Consider the following 20,538-nt stretch of genomic DNA (forward strand, 5'->3'; position numbering starts at 1 on the left):
TCTGCGCGCCTACTCGGCCGAGTCCGACGCCGGCGGCGCCGGGCGGTCGCCGTCCTCGCGGGACGGCTCCCCCTCGCCCTCGGCGCCCACGCCGACCGGCGTCTTCGGCGGCGCGCCGTCGAGCAGCGTCAGCTCGATCTCGGCACCGTCGTGCTCCGGCCCCTGTGGGACGTCGGCGAGCACGATCTGGTTCGCCTTGAGCTCCGACCGCAGGACGAAGTCCGCGAGCGGGTCCTCGATGTAGCGCTGGATCGCCCGGCGCAGCGGGCGGGCGCCCATCGCCGGGTCCCAGCCCTTGTCGACCAGGAAGTCGCGCGCGAACTCGGTCAGCTCGAGCTGCAGCTCGCGCTCGGCCAGCGAGCCCCGGATCCGCAGCAGCAGCAGGTCGACGATCTGCTTGATCTCGTCCTTCTGCAGCTTGTGGAAGACGATGACGTCGTCGATCCGGTTGAGGAACTCAGGCCGGAAGACCTTCTTGAGCTCGCCCATGATCCGGTTCTTCATGTCGTCGTACGTCAGACCGGTCTCGTCGTCGGACACCGCGAAGCCCAGCGGCGTGTTGCGCGCGATCTCCGAGGCCCCGATGTTCGAGGTCATGATCACGATCGCGTGCCGGAAGTCGACCGTGCGCCCCTGGGCGTCGGTCAGCCGGCCGTCCTCCAGGATCTGCAGGAGGATGTTGAACACGTCCGGGTGGGCCTTCTCGATCTCGTCGAGCAGGAGCACCGAGTACGGCTTGCGGCGCACGGCCTCCGTCAGCTGGCCGCCCTCGTCGTAGCCGATGTAGCCCGGAGGCGAGCCCACGAGCCGCGACACGGCGTGCTTCTCCATGTACTCCGACATGTCGATGCGCACCATCGCGTCCTCGTCGCCGAAGAGGAACTCGGCGAGCGTGCGCGCCAGCTCGGTCTTCCCGACGCCCGAGGGGCCGAGGAAGATGAACGAGCCGGTCGGCCGCTTGGGGTCCTTCAGGCCGGCGCGCGAGCGGCGGATCGCCTTCGAGATGACCTCGACGGCGGCCTGCTGGCCGATGACGCGCTTGTGGAGCTCCTCCTCCATGCGCATCAGCTTGGCCGTCTCGGCCTCGGTCAGCTTGAACACGGGGATGCCGGTCCACATCGAGACGATGTCGGCGATCTCCTCCTCGCCGATCGACGGACGCTCGCCGGACTCGCCCTGCTCCCACTGCTCCTCGAGCTCGCGCTTCTTGTTCGTCAGGCGCCGCTCCTTGTCACGGAGGTTGGCGGCCTTCTCGAACTCCTGCGCCTCGATCGCCGACTCCTTCTCGCGGCGCGTCGTCTCGATCTCCTCCTCGAGGTCCCGGTAGACGGGTGGGGAGGTCATCGACTTGATGCGCATGCGGGCGGCGGCCTCGTCGATGAGGTCGATCGCCTTGTCGGGCAGGAAGCGGTCGGAGATGTAGCGGTCGCTCAGCTCCGCCGCGGCCTCCAGCGACTCGTCGGTGATGTTGACCTTGTGGTGCGCCTCGTAGCGGTCGCGCAGGCCCTTGAGGATCTGCACGGTCTCCTCGGTCGACGGCGGGTCCACCCGGATCTGCTGGAAACGGCGCTCCAGCGCGGCGTCGCGTTCGAGGTACTTGCGGTACTCGTCGAGCGTCGTCGCGCCGATCGTCTGCAGCTCCCCGCGCGCGAGGGCCGGCTTGAGGATCGAGGCGGCGTCGATCGCGCCCTCCGCGGCACCCGCACCGACGAGGTTGTGGAGCTCGTCGATGAACAGGATGATGTCGCCGCGCTGGGTGATCTCCTTCATCACCTTCTTCAGGCGCTCCTCGAACTCGCCGCGGTACTTCGAGCCGGCGACGAGGGCCGCGAGGTCCAGCGTGTAGATCTGCTTGCCCTTCAGCAGCTCGGGCACGTCGGCGTTGGTGATCCGCTGGGCCAGGCCCTCGACCACCGCGGTCTTGCCGACGCCCGGCTCGCCGATGAGCACGGGGTTGTTCTTCTGGCGGCGCGAGAGGATCTGCATGATCCGCTCGATCTCGGTCTCACGGCCGACCACCGGGTCGAGCTTGCCGTCGGCGGCCAGCTTAGTCAGGTTGCGCCCGAACTGGTCGAGCAGCTTCGAGGACTTCTTGCCCTCGCCCTGGGCCGCGCCGGCGGCGGCGCCGGCACCCTGGCCACCGCCCTGGCGGCGGCCTCCGGGGCCGGACAGCATCCGGATGACCTCGTTGCGGATCTTCTCGGAGTCGGCGTCGAAGTCGAGCAGGATGCGCGCGGCGACACCCTCGTTCTCGCGGACGAGGCCGAGCAGGATGTGCTCGGTGCCGATGTAGTTGTGGCCGAGGCTGAGGGCCTCGCGCAGGGCCAGCTCGAGCACCTTCTTCGCACGCGGCGTGAAGGGGATCTGCCCTGAGGTCACCTCCTCCCCGGAGCCCACGATGCGCACGACCTGCGCGCGCACGCGTTCGACCGTGATGTCAAGGCTCTCCAGCACGCGAGCAGCAAGCCCCTCCTCCTCCCGGAGGAGGCCGAGGAGGATGTGCTCGGTGCCGATGTAGTTGTGCTTGAGCGTGCGCGCCTCCTCCTGCGCGAGAACGACCACTTGGCGGGCTCGTTCTGTGAATCGCTCGAACATGGGGTACGTCCTTCCTACTGTGGGCGGCGCTGGGGTCTGGTCGTAGGGACGGTGAACTACCCGCCACTCAGGTAATCGGCCCCGGAGGGCGAAACGATGAGTGGGCGGGCTCCTTTCGCGGGCATGAGCCAGTCTACCAACGGGTTCCGGCGGCCATGACGGGTTCCGCGCCAGCCTTCGGCCGGAGCGCGGGCCCGCCGGCCGCCGGCCCTCCCCTATGCGAGCGTGAACCGCCCCACGAGGCCCTCGAGCTCCTCGGCCGTGCGGGCCAGTTCCTGCGCGGATGCCGCGATCTGCTGCGTGGACGCGCTGGTCTCCTGGGTGGACGCCGACACCTGCTCGGTCGAGGCGCTCGACTCCTCGGCGACCGCCGCGACCTCGCCGGCCGTCTCCGCGATGTCGGCGATCCTCGCGCTGACGTCGCGGACCGCCTCGCCGATGCGGGCGAACGCGGCGCGTGCCTCCTCGACGACGCGGGCGCCCTCCTCGGAGCGTGCGGCGCCGTCATCGACGACCGCCACCGCGGCGGCCGTCTCGCCCTGGATCTGGGTGACGAGCCCGGCGATCGTGCCGGCCGCCGCCTGCGACTCCTCCGCGAGCTTGCGGACCTCCTCGGCCACGACCGCGAAGCCGCGGCCCTGCTCGCCGGCGCGCGCGGCCTCGATCGCCGCGTTGAGCGCCAGCAGGTTCGTCTGCTCGGCGATCCCGGTGATCGTCGCGACGATGCCGCCGATCTCGTCGGACTTGCCGGCGAGGGAGCTGATCGTCTCGGTCACCTGGCCGGACGCATCGCGCACGGCGGTCATCGCCGCCGACGCCTTCTCCGAGGCGGCCGCGCCCTCCTCGGCGAGCCGGCGGGCCTCCTCGGCGGCCTGCGACGTCGCCTCGGCGGACGCCCGCGCGCCGTCGACCATCCGCACCTGGCGCTCGGCGCCCTGCGCGACGTCGGAGACGGCGTTGGCGATCTCGCCCACCGCACGGCCGGCCTCCTCCGAGGACGAGGCCATCTGCTGCGAGGACGCGGACACCGCCGACGCGGAGGCCGCGACCTGGCCGAGCATCGCGCCGAGATGCTCGCGCGACTCGTTGTAGCCGTCGACGGAGTCGGTCGTGCGCTCGATCAGCTCGTTGAGCGTCTCGGACGCGCGGGCGACCTCGTCACGGCCGTGGACAGGCACCGGCTCGACCTGTGCGTGGGCCGGGACGGTCAGGTCGCCGCGCGCAAGCGCCGCGATGCCGTCCTTCAGGCTGGCGACGGCCTGCGCGTTCAGCGTCCGCAGGCGGTCGACGAAGACGCCGAGCGGCCGGGTCAGCCGCGTGGCGATCAGCGCGACGGCCCCGCCGATCAGCAGGACCCCGAGGAGCCCGGTGATGAGCAGCTTGGTGCGCAGCGCATGCGCCTTCGCCATGACCTCGGCGGTCGGGACGCTCAGGACGAGGCCCCAGTTGCCGCTCGCCACCGGGGTCCAGAAGACCTCGGAGCGCTTGCCGGTGAACGGGTCGGTCGTCTGGAGGTGGCCGCCGCGGCCGGCCTTGATCGCGGCGGCGATCCGGGCGACGTCCGCGTTGTCGCCCTCACGGGCCACCTGCTGCAGGGTCTTGCGGCCGATGAGCTTGTCGTCGGGCGCGGAGATGAACGTGCCCGCGTTGGACACCAGGAACGCGTAGCCCGAGTCGAGCGCGTGGATCTTCGCGACGTCGGCGTGCATCTGGTCGAGCGTCAGGTCGACGCCGGCGATCCCGCGGAAGCGGTCGCCCTGGAGGATGGGCGACAGGAAGGCGTTCAGGAGCTTGCCCGCGTAGAGGTCGGGCTCGAGGATCGTGTCGCGCCTCGTCCGCTTGGGCACCGTGTAGTAGTCGGACGTGTCGAGGTCGACGAGCGGCTCGAGCGCCAGGTCGCCCTTGAGGCGGTTCCAATACGGGGCGTAGCGCCCGCCGTCGCCGCGGCTGGCGTCCTTCGGCGCGGCGGCGTCGCGGCCGTCGAAGGCGTCGGGCTCGAACGCGACGTAGACGCTCGCGACCTGCGGGTTGCGCTGCGCCACGCGCCGCAGCATCGCCGTGACCTCGGCACGACTGGCGCTGCGGTACGCCTCGAGGCTCGCCCCGACGCTGCGTGCGATCGAGGTCGTGCGCTGCAGTTGGGCGTCGAACGCGTTGGCCCGGGCGGACGCCTGCTCGCGCAGCCCTTCGTAGTCGGCGTCGCGCTGGGCGCCGGTCATGCTCGTGACGGCCAGCCAGGTCATGGCGCCGACGACGAGGACGGCGAGCGGGACGAGGGACACGATCATCTTCGTCCGCAGCGATCTCGGACTGAAGGAGGGAGGCTTCATGCGATCTCCGGGTCGGGTGGTCGCCCTGTTCCGTCGGTCGCCCGCTCCGGAAATTGAGGAGGTACGGACCTACGACTGGTCGCGCATCGCGGGGAAGAGCACGACGTCGCGGATCGAGCGGCGCTCGCCGAGCACCATCACGAGCCGGTCGATGCCCATGCCCAGGCCGCCGGTCGGCGGCATCCCGTGCTCGAGCGCGGTGAGGAACAGCTCGTCGAACGGCTGCGCCTCCTCGTCGCCCTGCGCCGCGTAGCGGACCTGCGCCTCGAAGCGCGCCCGCTGGTCGTCGGGGTCGTTGAGCTCGCTGAACGCGTTGGCGATCTCCATGCCGCTGACGAACGCCTCGAAGCGCTCGACCAGGCCGGGCTCGGTCCGGTGCGCCTTGGCGAACGGCGACAGCTCCACGGGATAGTCCATGACGATCGTCGGCTGGATCAGCTCGGGCTCGACGAACTTCGACAGCAGGTCGTCGACGAGCTGCGGCCACGTGCGCTCGGCGGTCGGCAGGCGGTCGCCGATCGCGACCGCGAGCTCGTGGCGCTCGCGGTGGGCGAGGACGTCCACGCCGGCCTTCTCGAGGATGGCGTCGCGCAGCGTCACGCGCCGCCACGGCGGCGTGAAGTCGATCTCGCCCGCGTAGCCGACCTCGCGCGCGACGTCGTCGACGAGCGTCTCGAGCCGGCGGGCCGCGTCGCCGTAGTCCGCGTACGCCTCGTACCACTCGACCATCGTGAACTCGGGGTTGTGCTTCGGCGACAGCCCCTCGTTGCGGAAGTCCTTGCCGAGCTCGTAGACGCGCTCGAGGCCGCCGACGATGAGCCGCTTGAGGTAGAGCTCGGTGGCGATGCGCAGGTAGAACGGCCGGTCGAGCGCGTTGAAGTGCGTGACGAACGGCCGGGCCAGCGCGCCGCCGTAGAGCGGCTGCAGGACCGGTGTCTCGACCTCGACGAAGCCGTCGGCGTCGAGCGCCCGCCGGACCGCCGCGATGACCTTGGCGCGCAGCATGAACAGGGCCCGCGCCTCCTCGTTGGCGATGAGGTCGAGCTCGCGCTGGCGCAGGCGCGTCTCGACGTCCGCGAGGCCGTGGTGCTTGTCGGGCGGAGGGCGCAGCGACTTCGCCAGCACGGCGAAGTCGTCGACGCGCAGCGTCATCTCGCCGCGCCGCGAGCGCAGCGCGGTGCCGTCGACGCCGATGAGGTCGCCGAGGTCGAGGGCCAGCAGGCGCTCCATGCGCTCCTCGCCGAGCACGTCGAGCCGCGCCTGCAGCTGCAGCCGGCCCGAGCGGTCGACGAGGTCGAGGAACGCCATCCGGCCCTGGCCGCGCCGCGCCGCGAGCCGGCCCGCCACCCGGTAGCGGGCCTCGGTCTCCTCTCCGGCGGGCAGGTCGGCGTGGCGCTCGGCGATCACGCTCACCGGCATGACGCCCGGGTAGGCGTGCGGGAACGGGTCGATGCCGTCCGCGCGCAGCCGGTCGAGCTTCGCGCGGCGGACGGCGAAGAGGTCCGGCGGCTCCTGGGCCATCGGAGGGCTAGAGACCCCTCGGGGGCCCGCCTCCGCACGCACCGGCCAGCCCTCCACCTTCGTGCGCGTGGGCGTCCATCGGCACCCCTAGAGCCCGACGTCGATCTTCGTGATCTTCAGCCGGCGCTTCTTCCCGTTGGGCAGCACCACCTCGACGACGTCGCCCTTGGTGCGGCCGACGAGCGCCTTGCCGACCGGCGACTCGTTGCTCAGGCGCTCGGGCGGCTGGGCCTCGGCGGACCCGACGATCATGAACTTGGAGCTCGTTCCGGTGTCCTCGTCCTTGACGTTGACCGCCGAGCCGACACGGACCACGTCGGTGTCGAGCTCCTTGGCGTCGATCACGGTCGCGGAACGCAGCCGCTCCTCGAGCTGGGCGATGCGCTGCTCGAGCATCGCCTGCTCGTTCTTCGCATCGTCGTACTCCGAGTTCTCCGAGATGTCACCGAACTCGCGTGCTTCCTTGATTCGCGAGGCGACCTCACGACGCTTGGTCGTCGACAGCTCCTCGAGCTCGTCCTTGAGCTTCTGCAGTCCGTCGGGGGTGAGGATGACGTCCTTCGGCATGGGTGTGCGGCAATCCCTTGGCTGGGGTCTGAAAGGCGGGACACTGTAGCAACGGGCCGAGCGCACGGCGATACCCTGCGTCGACCTTGCCCGACGTCCTCATCCACGCCGGCACGCTGGACTGCGCCGAGATGCGCCACGAGATACCCGCGGCCATCCTCGATCCGTTCCTCTACGGCGAGCATGACGGCGCCGCGTTCGCGCTGCTGTCGGTCCTCGACGAGGGGTCCGTGCGCGAGGTGCGCCCGGAGGTCGAGATCGTCGATCCGCTCGAGCTCGGGCTCATGGATCTGCTCGAGCAGGGCATGGACCGCGACGCCGCGCTGACCGAGATCGCGCTGCGGGCGTGCGAGCGCGCGGGGCTGCGCTCGGCAGTCGTGCCGCGCCGGTTCCCGCTGGGCATCGCCGACCGGCTGCGCGCCGGCGGGATCGAGCTGGCGGTCGACGGCGCGCAGTTCGACGGGCGCCGCCGCGTGAAGGCGGGCGCCGAGCTCGAGGGGGTCCGCCGCGCCGCGCGGGCGGCCGGCGCGGGCATGGCGGCGGCCGCGGCGCTGTTGGCGAGCGCGGAGCCGGGCGGCGACGGGACGCTGCAGGCGGGGGGAGAGCCGCTGACCGCCGAGCGCGTCCAGGCCGAGGTGCGCGCCGCCTTCGAGCTCGCGGGCGCGGTCGGCGACGAGGTGCTCGTGGCGCCGGGGCCGCAGGGCGCGACCGGCCATGACCTCGGCTCCGGCCCCATCGCCGCCGGCGTGCCGGTGGTCGTCGACCTCTGGCCGCAGGACCGCGCGTCGCGCTGCTGGGCGGACATGACCCGCACGTTCGTCGCCGGCGAGCCCGCCGACGACGTCGTGCGCTGGCACAACCTCTGCCGCGACGCGCTGGCCCGGGTGCTCGACGCGCTCGCGCCGGGCGTGACCGGGCGCGAGCTGTGGGAGGTCTGCTGCGACGTCTTCGAGGCGGCGGGCGAGCCGACGCAGCGCGACCCGCAGGGCCGGACGCCGCTGCGCGACGGGTTCTTCCACTCGCTCGGCCACGGCGTCGGGCTCGAGGTCCACGAGGCGCCCGGGCTGGGCCGCAGCGGCGAGGCGCTCGTCGCCGGCGACGTCGTCGCGATCGAGCCGGGCCTGTACCGCCACGGCTACGGCGGCGTGCGCATCGAGGACCTGTTCCTCGTCACCGAGGACGGCTACGAGGCGCTGACCTCGTTCTCGCTCGAGATGCGACCCTAAGCGGCCGCGCTCAGCGTGAAGCGCCCGGCGAGCACCGCGCGCGCGGCGGCGACCGTGTCGGTCTGCTGCATCGCGCCCTGAAGCGCCTTGCCGCCGCCGAGGCGCTCGACGTACCACGGGTACGCCTTGCGCAGCCAGCGCCCGGCGCGCACCTCGCCGAGGTGCTCGACGGCACGGTCCATGAGCCAGTCGAGCTCGGCGAGGACCTCGGACTCCGACGGCTCGTCCTCCCGGTCGCCGAGCAGCTGGGCGAACAGCCAGGGGTTGCCGAGCGACCCGCGCGCGAGCATGATCGCCGCCGCCCCGGTCCGCTCGTAGGCGGCTTGCGCGGACGCCGCGTCGCTCAGCCCGCCGGAGAGGATCACCGGCGCGGGCAGCTCCTCGACGAGCTGCGCCGCGAGGGCGTAGTCCGGCGTGCCCTTGTGGTGGACCTGGGCCGAGCGCGGGTGGAAGCCGATGCCCGCGACGCCCGCGTCCTCCACGAGCCGGCGGGCGAGCTGCGCGCCGCTGCGCTCCCCGGCGCGCTGGCCGGAGCGCAGCTTCACCGTGACCGGCAGGCCCGAGCCCTCGCGGGCGGCCCTGGCGACGGCCACCGCGGTGCCGGGATCGGCGAGCAGCGCGGCGCCGGCGCCGGTCTTGCAGACCTTCGGGACCGGGCAGCCCATGTTGATGTCGATGACGTCGACGTCGGTGTGCTCGCGCACGTAGGCCGCCGCCGAGCGCATGATCTCGGGGTCCTGGCCGAACAGCTGCAGGGAGACCGGCCCGGTCCCGCGCTCCCGCGGATCCACGCGCAGCATCTCCCCGAGCGTCTTCTCGTTGCGGTGGTGGATCGCGAAGCTCGAGACCATCTCCGAGGTCGCCATGCCGGCGCCGTAGCGCTTGGCCTGCAGGCGCACGAACCACGTGCCGATGCCGGCCAGCGGCGCCAGCACCACGCGGTTGGGGACGGTCAGGCCGCCGAGGGTCCAGGGCTCGGTGAGCACGTGGTCATCGTAGGCGCCTTCACGCTCCGTCCGTGGCCGGTTTGGCGTGCCGGGGCGCACGGAACGGCTCATCGGCGGGGTTCGGTGCGGTTGCGCGTCCACGCTGGGACCGCGGGGCGGGACGCGGGGCCGATCCTGTCGCGTTCACGGCGCCCCACGCCGTCGATGCGACAGGACCGCCCACACGGGCCGCCCGGCCGCGCCGGGCGGGGGACCAGGCCCGTCCCCTTCGATGCTGCGTTCTGCGCGGCCGCGCCCCTGGCCCGGGCGCGAACGGAGCGCGAAGCGGCCCGTCAGGACCGGTTGCGCTCCCACAAGAGCCGCAGCCCCGTCAGCGTCAGCAGGTCGTCGACCTCGTCGATCGACTCCGTGAACGGCACGATCGCCCCCGCGAGCCCGCCCGTGGCGATCGCGGCGGTCTCCTCGCCGAGCTCCGCGCGCAGCCGGCCGACGATCGCGTCGACCATCCCCGCGAAGCCGTAGATGACCCCGGAGCGGATCGCGTCGATCGTCGTCTTGCCGATCAGCGCGCGCGGGGCGGTGAGCTCGATCTTCGGCAGCGCGGCGGCGCGCTCGGTGAGCGCCTCCATCGAGATCTCGACACCGGGGAAGATGATCCCGCCGAGGTACTCGCCCGTCGCGCTGACCGGGTCGAACGTGATCGCCGTGCCGAAGTCGACGCAGATGCAGGCGCCGCCGACCCGGTCGAAGGACGCCACCGCGTTGACGAGCCGGTCCGGCCCGATCTCGCGCGGGTTGTCGTAGCGCAGCGCCATCCCGGTCTTGATGCCGGGCCCGACGATGACGGTCTCGTGGCGCAGGTAGCGCTGGCCGACCGCCCCCCACTCGGGCCGCAGCTGCGGAACCGTCGAGGAGACGATCGATCCGTCGAGGTCGGCCAGGCCGAGCCCGCGCAGCTCGAGCAGGTTGCGCAGCGCCGCGCCGAGCTCGTCCGCCGTGGACGTCCGCACCGTCGCGAAGCGCCAGTGCTCGACGAGCCGGTCGCCGTCGAAGGTGCCGAAATGGGTCTGGGTGTTGCCGACGTCGACGACCAGGAGCATGGGGCGGGAAGTATCCTCGAACGCCGTGGCCGAGCGGATGAAGCCGTACGCCGTGCCCACCTCGCATCCGTGCGCCGCCATGGAGGCGCCGGCGTCCCGCAGGAGCTCGCCCGCCAGATCGCGTCGCCCGTGCGACTCCTCACTACCGTGGAGGACGTGAGACCTCTGATCGACGGGCGGCCGGCCGGCGAGCCGGCGCGGCGCCTGTTCGAGCGCTATCCCGGCATGACCCCCGCCGGCGCGCTGCCGGGCGGCTGGCTGCCGGCCACCGCGTGACCTGGCTGCAGATCGTCATCGCGTTCGCCCTCGTCGCGGCGAACGGCTTCTTCGTGGCCAGCGAGTTCGCGATCACCCGCGTGCGCCCCACGCAGGTCGACGACTGGCTCGCCCACGGCCGCCCGGGCGCGAAGTCCGTCAAGCACGCCGTCGACCACATCGACGCCTATCTCGCGGCCTGCCAGCTCGGCATCACGCTCGCCTCCCTGGGCCTCGGCGTCGCCGGCGAGCGTGCCTTCCACCAGGTCTTCTCCGACCTGCTCGGCGAGGGCGCGGCGGTCGCCGGCGTCGCGCTCGCGGGCGCGCTGGCCTTCGCCCTCATCACGGTCCTGCACGTCGTGGTCGGCGAGCTCGCGCCCAAGAGCGCGGCGATCTCGCGCACCGAGCCCGTCGTGCTCGCGCTCGCGCCGCCGATGCGCGGCTTCTACCTGGTCACGCGGCCGATCGTCGACCTGTTCAACGGCCTGGGCAACCTGCTGCTCAAGCCGTTCGGCATCCCGCCCGCCAACGAGGCCGGCCACGCGCCGCACACCGAGGACGAGCTGCGCGCGCTCGTGCGCCAGTCCTCCCGCGAGGGGCTGATCGAGCCCGAGGAGGGCGTGTTCACCGACAACGTGCTCACGTTCGGCGACCGCCGGGCGCGCGAGGTGATGGTGCCGCGGCCGCAGGTCAGGTCCGTGACCACCGACCAGTCGCTCGAGGACGTCGTCGCGCGCATCCGGGAGACCGGGGTGACGCGCCTGCCGCTGTGCCGGCCCGACGGCGGCCTCGACAGCGCGGTCGGCATGATCCACGCGAAGGACCTGCTCGTGGCGATCGTCGGCGCGGAGCGCCCGACGCTCGAGAGCGTCGCCCGGCCCGTCGAGCACGTCCCCGACTCGCTGCTCATCGACGAGCTGCTCGAGCAGCTGCGCCGGCAGCGCGAGCACCTCGCGATCGTGGTCGACGAGCACGGCACCGCGGTCGGCATCGTCACGCTCGAGGACGTCCTGGAGGAGATCGTCGGCGAGATCGAGGACGAGTTCGACCCGGAGGGACCGCCGCCGATCTCCGAGGTCGACGGCGAGCTGCGCCTCAGCGGCGGAGCCCCGGTCCGCGACGTCGCCGACGCCCTCGGGGTCGGCCTCGACGACATCCACGAGGCGACGCTGTCGGGCTACGTCATCGAGCAGCTCGGCCGCATGCCGGACGTCGGCGAGCAGGTGCAGTTCGACAGCGTCGCGCTCGAGGTGACGAAGGTCAGCGAGGCGCGCGTGGAGGAACTGCGGGCGCGACGGGATCCGGTCAGCTCGGGCTGACGCGCAGCGGATCGCCCGCGCGCCGCACGCCCTCGTCGACCGGCAGCACGGCCAGCGCCTCGGCGAGCGACGCGCCGGCCGGGGTGCGCAGCCCGAAGTCGAGCTCGAGCAGCGGGACGAGGACGAAGCGCCGTGCGAGGACCTGCTCATGGGGCAGCGTCAGCCGCGGTGAGCGGAGCTCGCGGTCGCCGAGCAGCAGCAGGTCGACGTCGATCGGCCGCGGGCTGTGGCGGGCGTACTCGGCCGGGCGCCCGAGCTCGCGCTCGACCGCTTTGCAGGCGTCGAGCAGCGCCTCGGGATCGAGGTCGGTGGCGATGCGCAGACAGGCGTTGAGGAAGCTCGGCTGGTCGAGGATCTCGCCGACGGGATCGGTGTCGTAGGTGGCCGAGGAGGCGAGGACGCGAACGCCGTGGGCGCCCAGCGCGTCGGTCGCCGCCTGCAGGTTCGCCCGGCGGTCGCCGACGTTCGAGCCGAGGCCGAGGTAGCCGATCGCCATCGCGTCAGAGGGCCAGGGCGAGCTGGCGGCCGTGGGCGAGCAGCGTCCCGTCGCGGTGGAACAGGCGCACGTCCTCCTCGAAGTAGCCGTCGCGCGCGGAGTCCGAGCGCACCTCGATGAGGACGTAGTCGTGCTCGCGCGGCAGAGGCGCGCGCAGGTGCACGGTGAGGTCGATCGTCGGCGCGGCGAAGAAGCGCTCGACGACCATGTACGGCGCCGGCCACCACGCGTCGGCGAGGGCCACGAGCGCGGCCTCGTCGATCGGGCGCGGCTCCCTGAGGCGGATCCAGCCCAGCGTCTGCGCGCGCGGCGCGGACCGAAACGGCGGCGAGCCGACGGGGAGGTAGTCGAAGCGCTCGGCGAACTCCGGGCCGCCGCCCGGGCCGGTCCAGGGCTGCGGCGCGCCGAGCTCCTCGGGCGGCGGGGCGCCGGGCATCTCGACGTCGTGGTAGTCGACCGCCGGCGGGAAGGCCCCGCCGAGCGCGGCGAGCGCGAGCGCGACCGTCCGGCCGCCCTGCTCGCAGCGCACGGACGCAAACGTCATCGTGCGCCCGGAGCGCTCCACGCGGACGGTGGCCTCGGCCCTGCCTGCCGCCGGCGCGGCGAGGTAGTGGACGGTGAGCGAGCGCAGCGGGCGCTCGGGGCCGACCTCCGCCCGCAGCGCCCGGGCGAGCACGGCCGCGACGTAGCCGCCGTTGGGCCCGCGGATGACGAACCACCCCGGGTCGAAGCCGATGCGGTAGCGGCCCTCGCTCAGCGGCTCGGGCTCGGTGTCGCGGTCGAAGCGCGTCACTCCGCGGGCTCGCGGGAGACCTCGACGGAGACCTCCTCGACCGGCAGCGGGATCGGCGGCTCGGGCTTGGCGGCCTTCACCCACACGTACTCGACGGGGAAGTCGTCGAGGATGCGGTCGGCGATGACGCTGCACAGGCGCTCCAGCGTGCGGTACGACTGCTGCTGCGCGACGAAGTGGGCGGTCTCGCAGACCTTCCCGTAGTCCACCGTGTCCTCGACCATGTCGGTGACGGTCGCGTCGCACTCCCCGACGTCCATGCGCAGGTCGAGCAGGATGCGCGTGCCCAGCTTGCGCTCCTCGTCGCTGACGCCGACGGCCGCGAAGATCGACAGGCCGGTGATCTCGACGGTGACGACGGTCTCCGCCGCCGAGTCGTCGTCGTCCTCGTAGCCGTCGTCGTCGGTCAGGTCGTCGTCGTCGGCCGCCATCGCCCGGCCAACGTAGCAGTCGCCACGGCGAGTGCATCGACGACCGGCGCGACGTCGTGGACGCGGAAGATCGCGGCGCCGCGCTCGAGCGCGAGCACGTTCGTCGCGATGGTGCCCCCGAGGCGCTGGTTGACGTCGCGCCCCGCGATCCGGCCGAGGAAGCTCTTGCGGGACGTGCCGATGACGAGCGGCCTTCCGATGGCGACGAGCTCGTCGAGGCGGCTGAGGAGCTCCAGGTTGTGGTCGACGGTCTTGCCGAAGCCGATGCCCGGATCGAGCAGGACCTTGTCCTCGGGCACCCCGGCGCCCACGGCGAACGCGAGGCGTTCCTCGAGGAACGCCTTGACGTCGGAGACCACGTCGTCGTAGCGCGGCGCGTCCTGCATCGTGCCGGGCTCGCCGAGCATGTGCATGAGGCACAGCTCGCAGCCGCGGTCGGCGACGAGGCCGGCGATGTCGGGCTCGTTGCGAAGCGCGGTCACGTCGTTGACGATCGTGGCGCCGCGCTCGATCGCCGCCTGCGCCACCGACCGCTTGAACGTGTCGATCGAGAGCTGCGCGCCGGTGTCGGCGAGGCCCTCGATGACCGGCAGCACGCGCCGCATCTCCACCTGCTCGGTGACCGGCGCGGCGCCCGGGCGCGTGGACTCGCCGCCGACGTCGAGGATGTCGGCCCCTTCGGCGACGAGCTCGTAGCCGTGCGCGATGGCCGCCCGGGGCTCCAGGAACGCGCCGCCGTCCGAGAACGAGTCGGGGGTGACGTTGACGATGCCCATCACGCGTACGGCCATGTGAGGTCAGATTGTGACGGCAGTGGTCCGTCTCGTATCCGTCGTTTCCGAAAGGGCGTCCAGCGGCGCCGCCAGGCAAGGACGCAGACCCGAAGGCATCCGCCTGGGATCTCGAGCGGTCGAGGACGCGGCGTGGCGGTGATCGATGGGCGTCATTTCGGAACGAGGGGTACGAGACGGGCCACGGGTTGACGCCAATGTTGCGTGGGGTAGCTTCTGACCGAGAGAACGACGACGAGAAAGAGGAGCAGAGCGCATGCCCGATACGCCGCTTGACCGCTTGTCCGCGGAGGGCCAGTCCGTCTGGCTCGACTCCATCTCCCGCCAAGCGCTGCGCTCCGGGGAGCTCGCCGGCATGGTGCGTGACGACGACGTCGTCGGCGTGACGTCCAACCCGACCATCTTCCAGAAGGCGATGGCCGAGGGCGACGCCTACGACGACCAGCTGCGCGAGGTCCTCGAGAACGAGCGCGATCCGAAGGAGATCTTCTACGCGCTCGCGCACGCGGACATCACCGAGGGCTGCGACCTCCTGCGCCCCGTCTGGGACGAGGGCGATGGCCTCGACGGCTACATCTCGTGGGAGGTCGATCCCCGCTTCGCCAACGATACCCAGGCGACCATCGACGAGGCCAAGCGCCTGCACGAGTGGGTCGACCGCCCGAACCTGCTCGTGAAGATCCCGGCGACGAAGGAGGGCCTGCCCGCGATCGAGGAGTCGATCGCCAAGGGCCGCGCCATCAACGTCACGCTCATCTTCGGGCTCGAGCGCTACCGCGAGGTCGCCGAGGCCTACCTGCGCGGGCTCGAGCGGCTCGTCGAGGGCGGCGGCGACCCGTCCAAGATCGCCTCGGTGGCGAGCTTCTTCGTGTCGCGCGTCGACACCGAGGCCGACAAGCGCCTCGAGAAGCTCGGCAACAAGGAGCTCCAGGGCAAGCTGGCGATCGCCAACGCGAAGCTGGCCTACGAGGCCTACAAGGAGATCTTCGCCGGCGACCGCTGGGAGGCGCTGAAGGCCAAGGGCGCCAGCCCGCAGCGCTGCCTCTGGGCGTCGACGTCGACGAAGAACCCGGCCTACCGCGACGTCATCTACGTCGAGGAGCTCATCGGCCCCGAGACGGTCAACACGATGCCGATCCAGACGGTCAAGGACTTCCAGGACCACGGGCGGGTGGAGCGCACGATCGACAAGGACGTGGACGCCGCCCACCAGGTGTTCAAGGACCTCGAGGCGGCGGGCGTCGACTACGAGGACGTGACGAACACCCTCGAGCTCGAGGGCGTGGAGAAGTTCAAGGACTCGATGCACGAGCTGCTGGCCGGCATCGAGGCCAAGCGCGATTCGATGGTGGCGGCCTGACCCGCGCACGCTGGATCGGGCCGCCGCTGGCGCTCGTCATCGCCGGGATCGTGCTGCTCGCGATCCCGGGCGAGTCGACCGCGCTCGCCGTCGTGGCGATGGTGCTGCTCGGCGGCGGACTGATCCTCGCGGTGTCCCTGGCGTTCTTCGCGGTGGGCCGGTCCGAGGACCGCGAGCGCGCCGCGCAGGACGACGACCGCGCCGGCCGCTTCAGGTCGCCGCGCACGCCGCCGGACGGAACGCCGCCGCGGCGCGCGGCGACGCGCCGGCGCGACCACGACTAGCGCGGGGCGGCCGCCCCGGCGCGTCGAGCGTCGAGTTCCTGCGCCTCCGGCTCAGGAACTCGACGGTCGATGCCCGGCGGCACGCTTCGTCTTCTTCGGCTTCGGCTTCGGCGGCGGCGGCAGGGCGACCGTCCGCTTGAGGACCCGCTGCGGCCCGATGCGGCTGTCGAACACCAGCCGCAGGCGGATGTGGCGCGCCCGCCCGCGCTGGAGCTGGGCGATCCGGCTGGGGCTCATCCGCAGGGTGAAGCGCCGGGTCTCCCCCGCCTCGACCTCGAGCCGGTGCTCGCGCAGCCCGATCTGCTCGCCGTTGGTGATCGCCGCCGGCGTGACCGTGCAGCGGTCGTTGCAGCCGATGGTCACGCCCACCACGTCCGCGTTGCCCACCCGGCGGACGGCCGGGTCGGCGTCCAGCGTCGCCGCGAGCGCGGCCGCCGGCCCCGGAGGCGGATGCTCATCGAGCAGGAGCGGGCCGCGCGTCTTCTGGGTGAAGTCGAACTCGCGGCTGAGGTCGCCGAGCCGGCGGACGTTCTCGCGCACCGTCGGCCGTGGGTCGTACCGGCCGTCGTTGCGCGGGTCGAGCCGCTGCCCGCGCAGGAACACGTCCTCGATGAACTTCAGGTAGGCGTCGGAGCTCAGGGTCTGCCGGTCGACCACCCCGCGGCGGGCGTAGGGGCTGATGAGCAGCCCCGGAACGCGCGGCCCGTAGCCGTTGCCGTCGATCCACGGCGGCTTGACGTGGTCGTAGAACCCGCCCCACTCGTCCCACGTCACGAAGATCGCGGTGCTCTTCCATTGTGGGCCGCGCATCACCGCGTTGATGAGGTCCGTGACGTACGCCTGGCCGGCGGCGACCGACGACGGCGGATGCTCCGACACCGTGCTGTTGGGGACGAGCCAGGAGACGGCGGGCAGCATCCCGGTGGCCGCCGCGGTGTAGAACTGCGACGTCGGCACGACGTTGCCCTGCTGGCCGTTGGCGACGACGGTCGAGAACAGCGGCAGCGGGTTGAAGCCGCTGGGCTTCGATGCCGCCTGCTCGGGCTGCACGCAGCTCTGCTCGTCGCCGTCCGTGCAATCAGGCTGGCGGCCGGCGAGCACGTAGTAGCGCCAGCTCACGTTCGCCCGGTACAGCAGCCAGGTGATGTCCGTCCACGCGTACTGGCCGACGACCTGCCGCGAGGGCGACTCGGGGCTGTTGAGCGCGCTGACGCAGCTCGCGGAGTCGCCGGGCACCGAGCAGCGGGCTGACCATCCCGACACGATCGCCAGGTGCGCCGGCACGCTCCACGAGGACACCGACGAGAACATGTGGTCCTGCAGGACAAAGTTCTGCGCGTAGGCCCAGTAGTTGGGGATCTCGCGCGCGTCGTGCCAGCTGAGCACGTCGGGCGTGGTCTGCACGGCGCACCGCGGAAGGCCCAGGTCGGCGGGGCGGCAGTTCTTGGGCCGGACCTGCGCCTCGCGGAGGAAGCCGTCCATCGCCCCACCGTTGACGTCACCGACCGCCGCCCGGTGGTCGTGGGGACCCCCGCCGTTGACGTCCCCGATGTTGTGAAACGGCCGCTGGCAGGCGCCCTGCAGCGCGTCCGGAAGACACGCCGTGGGCACGCCGTCGAACATCGGGAGGCCGTCCGCGCCCGGATACGTGCCGAAGTAGTGGTCGAAGGACCGGTTCTCCTGCACGATGAAGATGACGTGCTTGATCTTCTGCAGGTCGCTGCGCGACGCGGGCTCCGGGGCGATCTGCGGCCCGGGGATGCGGTCCGGCGGCGGCGCCGTCGCCGCGAGCGCGGGCGCGGGCGACGCCGCCGCGGCCAGCGCGGCAGCGCCGGCGATCAGGCCGGCACGGAGGCGATGAGCGAGCGCCACAGCGGTCCTCGAGCGAAACGAGCGACCGGCGGGCAAGGCCCGATCAGGCCGGCTCGGGCTTCTCCGGGAGGTCGAGGCCGCGCAGCTCGGTCGTGCCGCCGGCGAAGCCGGGGCGCGGCAGCGGGCGCGGAGCCTCGCGGCGATCCGACGGCGCGGGCGGCAGAGCCTCCGGCGCGGCCGGCATGTCGGGCCCGAAGACCTCCTCCTCCGTCTTGCCGTCGAGCAGCTTGATGAACTCCTCGCGCTCGATGGTCTCGCGGCGCAGCAGGATCTCCGAGATCGTCGTCAGCTGCTCGCGGTATTGGTGGAGGATGTCCTTGGCGCGCTGGTGGGCGGATTCCACGATGCGGCGGATCTCGTCGTCGATCTCGCGCGCGATCTCGTCGCTGTAATCCGGCTCCGAGCTGAACTCGCGCCCCAAGAACGGCTGGCCATGATCGTGACCGAACACGCGCGGGCCGAGCTTCTCGCTCATCCCGAAACGCATCACCATCTGCTTGGCCGTCGCCGTGACCTTCTCGAGGTCGTTCGACGCGCCCGTGGTGATCTCGTCAAAGACGATCTCCTCCGCCGCGCGACCCCCCAACGTCATCGCCATCGTGTCCTGCAACTCCGCGCGCGTCGTCAAAAAGCGATCCTCCTGCGGCATCGAGATCGTGTACCCCAACGCCTGACCACGCGAGACGACCGACACCTTGTGCACCGGATCGGCGAACTCGAGCACGTGACCGACGATCGCATGGCCCATCTCGTGATACGCCGTGATCAGCCGCTCCTTCTCGCTCATCACCCGCGTCTTCTTCTCCGGCCCCGCGATCACCCGCATGATCCCCTCTTCGAGCTCAACCTGGGTGATCTCCCGCTTGCCGTTCCGCGCCGACAACAACGCCGCCTCATTGACCAGGTTCGCCAGGTCCGCCCCCGTGAACCCCGGCGTCTGACCGGCCAGCGCATCGACGTTGATCTCCTTGGCCAACGGCTTGCCGCGCGTATGGACCTCCAAGATCTTCGAACGGCCCTTGCGATCCGGACGATCGACCACGATCTGGCGATCAAACCGCCCCGGACGCAGCAGCGCCGGGTCGAGGATGTCCGGCCGGTTCGTCGCGGCGATCAGGATGATGTTGTCGGTCATCGTGAAGCCGTCCATCTCGACCAGCAGCTGGTTGAGCGTCTGCTCACGCTCGTCGTGGCCGCCACCCAAACCGGCACCACGATGGCGACCCACCGCATCGATCTCATCCATGAAGATGATGCACGGCGAGTTCTGCTTGGCCTGCTCAAACAGATCCCGCACCCGCGACGCACCCACCCCCACGAACATCTCCACGAAATCCGAGCCCGAGATCGAGAAGAACGGCACCCCCGCCTCACCCGCCACCGCCCGCGCCAACAACGTCTTGCCCGTCCCCGGAGGCCCATACAACAACACACCCTTCGGGATCCGCGCCCCCAACGCCTGAAACTTCTTCGGATTCTCCAAGAACTCCTTGATCTCGTGCAGCTCCTCGACCGCCTCATCGGCGCCCGCCACATCACGGAACGTGATCTTCGGCGAGTCCACCGACATGCGCTTGGCCCGCGACTTGCCGAAGGACATCACCTTCGAGCCGCCGCCCTGGACCTGGTTCATCAGGAATATCCAGAACCCGATGAAGATCAGGAATGGCAAGACGTAGGTGAGCAGCGACAGCCAGCCGTTGCTCTTCGTCCCGTTCGCCGTGAAGTCGTCGATCTTGCCGGCCTTCTTGGCCTCGCTGAGGCTGTTGATCAGCTCGCCGCCGTAGTCGTTCGGCCAGCCCACGGAGTACTTGGACTTGTCGCGCCGGACGACCTCGATGGTGTTGTCCTTCTGCTTGACCGTCGCCTTGGCGATGTCGCCCGCGGCCAGCTGCTGCTGGAAGTCGGCGAACGACGTGTTGCGCTCGGTCGTGCCCGGGCTGATCAGCTTCTGGGCGAAGAACGCGAGCACCACCACGATGAGGATGGGAAAGGCGGCGCTCTTGAAGAACCTGCTCATGTAAGGGATTCGCTTCCCGAGGGGGGTGGCGGAGGACTTAGGCTACCAAGCTGTATTCGGCTGACTGACCGCTTCGGATGAGCGATTCCCGACCGGCGGTGCCTACTCCTCCAACGCGGCCACGTACGGAAGGTTCCGGTAGCGCTCGTCGTGGTCGAGGCCGTAGCCGATCGCAAAGCGGTCCGCGATCTCGAAGCCGAGGTAGCGCATCGGCAGGTTGACCTTGCGACGATCGGGCTTCGTCAGCAGGGCGCAGACCTCGAGCGACTCGGGGTTGCGGGCGCCGAGGTTGCGCATCAGGTACTGCAGCGTGAGGCCGGAGTCCACGATGTCCTCGACGATCAGGACGTGGCGGCCCTCGATGGGCGCGTCGAGGTCCTTGAGGATCCGCACGACCCCGCTCGACGCGGTCGACGAGCCGTAGGACGAGATCGCCATGAAGTCGACCTCGCACGGGCAGGCGATCTCGCGCATGAGATCCGACAGGAAGAAGATCGCCCCCTTGAGGACGCCGACGAGCAGCGGGTTGCGATCCTCGTAGTCGGCGGTGATCTCCGCGCCGAGCTCCTGCACCCGGCGTTGCAGCTGGTCGGGCTGGACGAGGATCTCGCCGATCTGGGCGTCGCGCATG

The 20,538-nt window shown here is 71.4% G+C and carries 17 protein-coding genes; 4 read left to right on the plus strand and 13 right to left on the minus strand.

Going from position 1 to position 20,538, the window contains the following annotated elements; translation table 11 throughout:
• Window positions 1–9: 9 nt before the first annotated feature.
• The 4 genes from DSM104329_RS21825 to greA form a co-directional block, all read right to left on the minus strand.
• The gene (locus tag DSM104329_RS21825; protein ID WP_259311967.1) at window positions 10–2,595 is read right to left on the minus strand and encodes an ATP-dependent Clp protease ATP-binding subunit; all 2,586 of its coding nucleotides are present in this window, start codon (window positions 2,593–2,595) and stop codon (window positions 10–12) included.
• A gap of 215 nt (window positions 2,596–2,810) precedes the next feature.
• Complete coding sequence (locus DSM104329_RS21830; protein ID WP_259311968.1) at window positions 2,811–4,925, minus strand: methyl-accepting chemotaxis protein; 2,115 nt, start codon at window positions 4,923–4,925, stop codon at window positions 2,811–2,813.
• A gap of 69 nt (window positions 4,926–4,994) precedes the next feature.
• Window positions 4,995–6,446 (minus strand): lysine--tRNA ligase, encoded by a 1,452-nt coding sequence (lysS, locus tag DSM104329_RS21835; protein ID WP_259311969.1) that lies wholly within the window; start codon window positions 6,444–6,446, stop codon window positions 4,995–4,997.
• Window positions 6,447–6,533: 87 nt separating this feature from the next.
• The gene (gene greA / locus DSM104329_RS21840) at window positions 6,534–7,013 is read right to left on the minus strand and encodes a transcription elongation factor GreA (protein WP_259311970.1); all 480 of its coding nucleotides are present in this window, start codon (window positions 7,011–7,013) and stop codon (window positions 6,534–6,536) included.
• An 86-nt stretch (window positions 7,014–7,099) separates the two neighbouring features.
• Here greA and DSM104329_RS21845 point away from each other — a divergent pair, with 86 nt between their 5' ends.
• A complete protein-coding gene (locus DSM104329_RS21845; RefSeq protein ID WP_259311971.1) occupies window positions 7,100–8,239 on the plus strand; it encodes a M24 family metallopeptidase in 1,140 nt (379 codons plus the stop codon).
• On the opposite strand, the gene DSM104329_RS21850 is transcribed toward DSM104329_RS21845, so the two are convergent.
• Together DSM104329_RS21850 and DSM104329_RS21855 are read right to left on the minus strand one after the other, a co-directional pair.
• Window positions 8,236–9,225 (minus strand): tRNA dihydrouridine synthase, encoded by a 990-nt coding sequence (locus DSM104329_RS21850; RefSeq protein ID WP_259311972.1) that lies wholly within the window; start codon window positions 9,223–9,225, stop codon window positions 8,236–8,238. The two genes, DSM104329_RS21845 and DSM104329_RS21850, sit on opposite strands and share 4 nt — an antisense overlap.
• Before the next feature lie 293 nt (window positions 9,226–9,518).
• Window positions 9,519–10,286 carry a type III pantothenate kinase gene (locus DSM104329_RS21855; protein ID WP_259311973.1) on the minus strand — a complete coding sequence of 256 codons (768 nt, stop codon included), beginning with the start codon at window positions 10,284–10,286 and terminating at the stop codon, window positions 9,519–9,521.
• A gap of 272 nt (window positions 10,287–10,558) precedes the next feature.
• On the opposite strand from DSM104329_RS21855, the gene DSM104329_RS21860 reads away from it, so the two are divergent.
• Window positions 10,559–11,860: a hemolysin family protein gene (locus tag DSM104329_RS21860; protein ID WP_259311974.1), complete on the plus strand. Its 1,302-nt coding sequence runs from the start codon at window positions 10,559–10,561 to the stop codon at window positions 11,858–11,860.
• Here the strand turns inward: DSM104329_RS21860 and folK are convergent.
• Genes folK through folP form a run of 4 tightly spaced genes read right to left on the minus strand, consistent with a single transcriptional unit; the run spans window position 11,847 to window position 14,371 of the window.
• Window positions 11,847–12,356: a 2-amino-4-hydroxy-6-hydroxymethyldihydropteridine diphosphokinase gene (gene folK / locus DSM104329_RS21865; RefSeq protein ID WP_259311975.1), complete on the minus strand. Its 510-nt coding sequence runs from the start codon at window positions 12,354–12,356 to the stop codon at window positions 11,847–11,849. The two genes, DSM104329_RS21860 and folK, sit on opposite strands and share 14 nt — an antisense overlap.
• Window positions 12,357–12,360: 4 nt before the next feature.
• Window positions 12,361–13,149, minus strand: a complete 789-nt coding sequence (locus DSM104329_RS21870; RefSeq protein WP_259311976.1) for an acyl-CoA thioesterase — start codon at window positions 13,147–13,149, stop codon at window positions 12,361–12,363.
• Window positions 13,146–13,580, minus strand: coding sequence for a dihydroneopterin aldolase (folB, locus tag DSM104329_RS21875; RefSeq protein ID WP_259311977.1), 435 nt, complete (start codon window positions 13,578–13,580; stop codon window positions 13,146–13,148). The genes DSM104329_RS21870 and folB overlap by 4 nt, the downstream gene beginning before the upstream one ends.
• Entirely contained in the window at window positions 13,556–14,371 is an 816-nt protein-coding gene (gene folP / locus DSM104329_RS21880; RefSeq protein ID WP_259311978.1) for a dihydropteroate synthase, read from the minus strand. The genes folB and folP overlap by 25 nt, the downstream gene beginning before the upstream one ends.
• Window positions 14,372–14,627: 256 nt before the next feature.
• On the opposite strand from folP, the gene tal reads away from it, so the two are divergent.
• Window positions 14,628–15,731, plus strand: coding sequence for a transaldolase (gene tal, locus DSM104329_RS21885; RefSeq protein WP_259311979.1), 1,104 nt, complete (start codon window positions 14,628–14,630; stop codon window positions 15,729–15,731).
• Window positions 15,732–15,781: 50 nt separating this feature from the next.
• Complete coding sequence (locus DSM104329_RS21890) at window positions 15,782–16,015, plus strand: hypothetical protein (RefSeq protein ID WP_259311980.1); 234 nt, start codon at window positions 15,782–15,784, stop codon at window positions 16,013–16,015.
• A 51-nt stretch (window positions 16,016–16,066) separates the two neighbouring features.
• On the opposite strand, the gene DSM104329_RS21895 is transcribed toward DSM104329_RS21890, so the two are convergent.
• From DSM104329_RS21895 to hpt, 3 genes are all read right to left on the minus strand, one after another.
• Entirely contained in the window at window positions 16,067–17,887 is a 1,821-nt protein-coding gene (locus DSM104329_RS21895; protein WP_259311981.1) for an alkaline phosphatase family protein, read from the minus strand.
• Window positions 17,888–17,930: 43 nt separating this feature from the next.
• On the minus strand, window positions 17,931–19,907 hold the full coding sequence (ftsH, locus tag DSM104329_RS21900; protein WP_259311982.1) for an ATP-dependent zinc metalloprotease FtsH: 1,977 nt from the start codon (window positions 19,905–19,907) through the stop codon (window positions 17,931–17,933).
• A 102-nt stretch (window positions 19,908–20,009) separates the two neighbouring features.
• Complete coding sequence (gene hpt, locus DSM104329_RS21905; protein ID WP_259311983.1) at window positions 20,010–20,537, minus strand: hypoxanthine phosphoribosyltransferase; 528 nt, start codon at window positions 20,535–20,537, stop codon at window positions 20,010–20,012.
• Window position 20,538: the final 1 nt, after the last annotated feature.

The organism is Capillimicrobium parvum (assembly GCF_021172045.1).
In the GTDB taxonomy this organism is placed as follows: domain Bacteria; phylum Actinomycetota; class Thermoleophilia; order Solirubrobacterales; family Solirubrobacteraceae; genus Capillimicrobium; species Capillimicrobium parvum.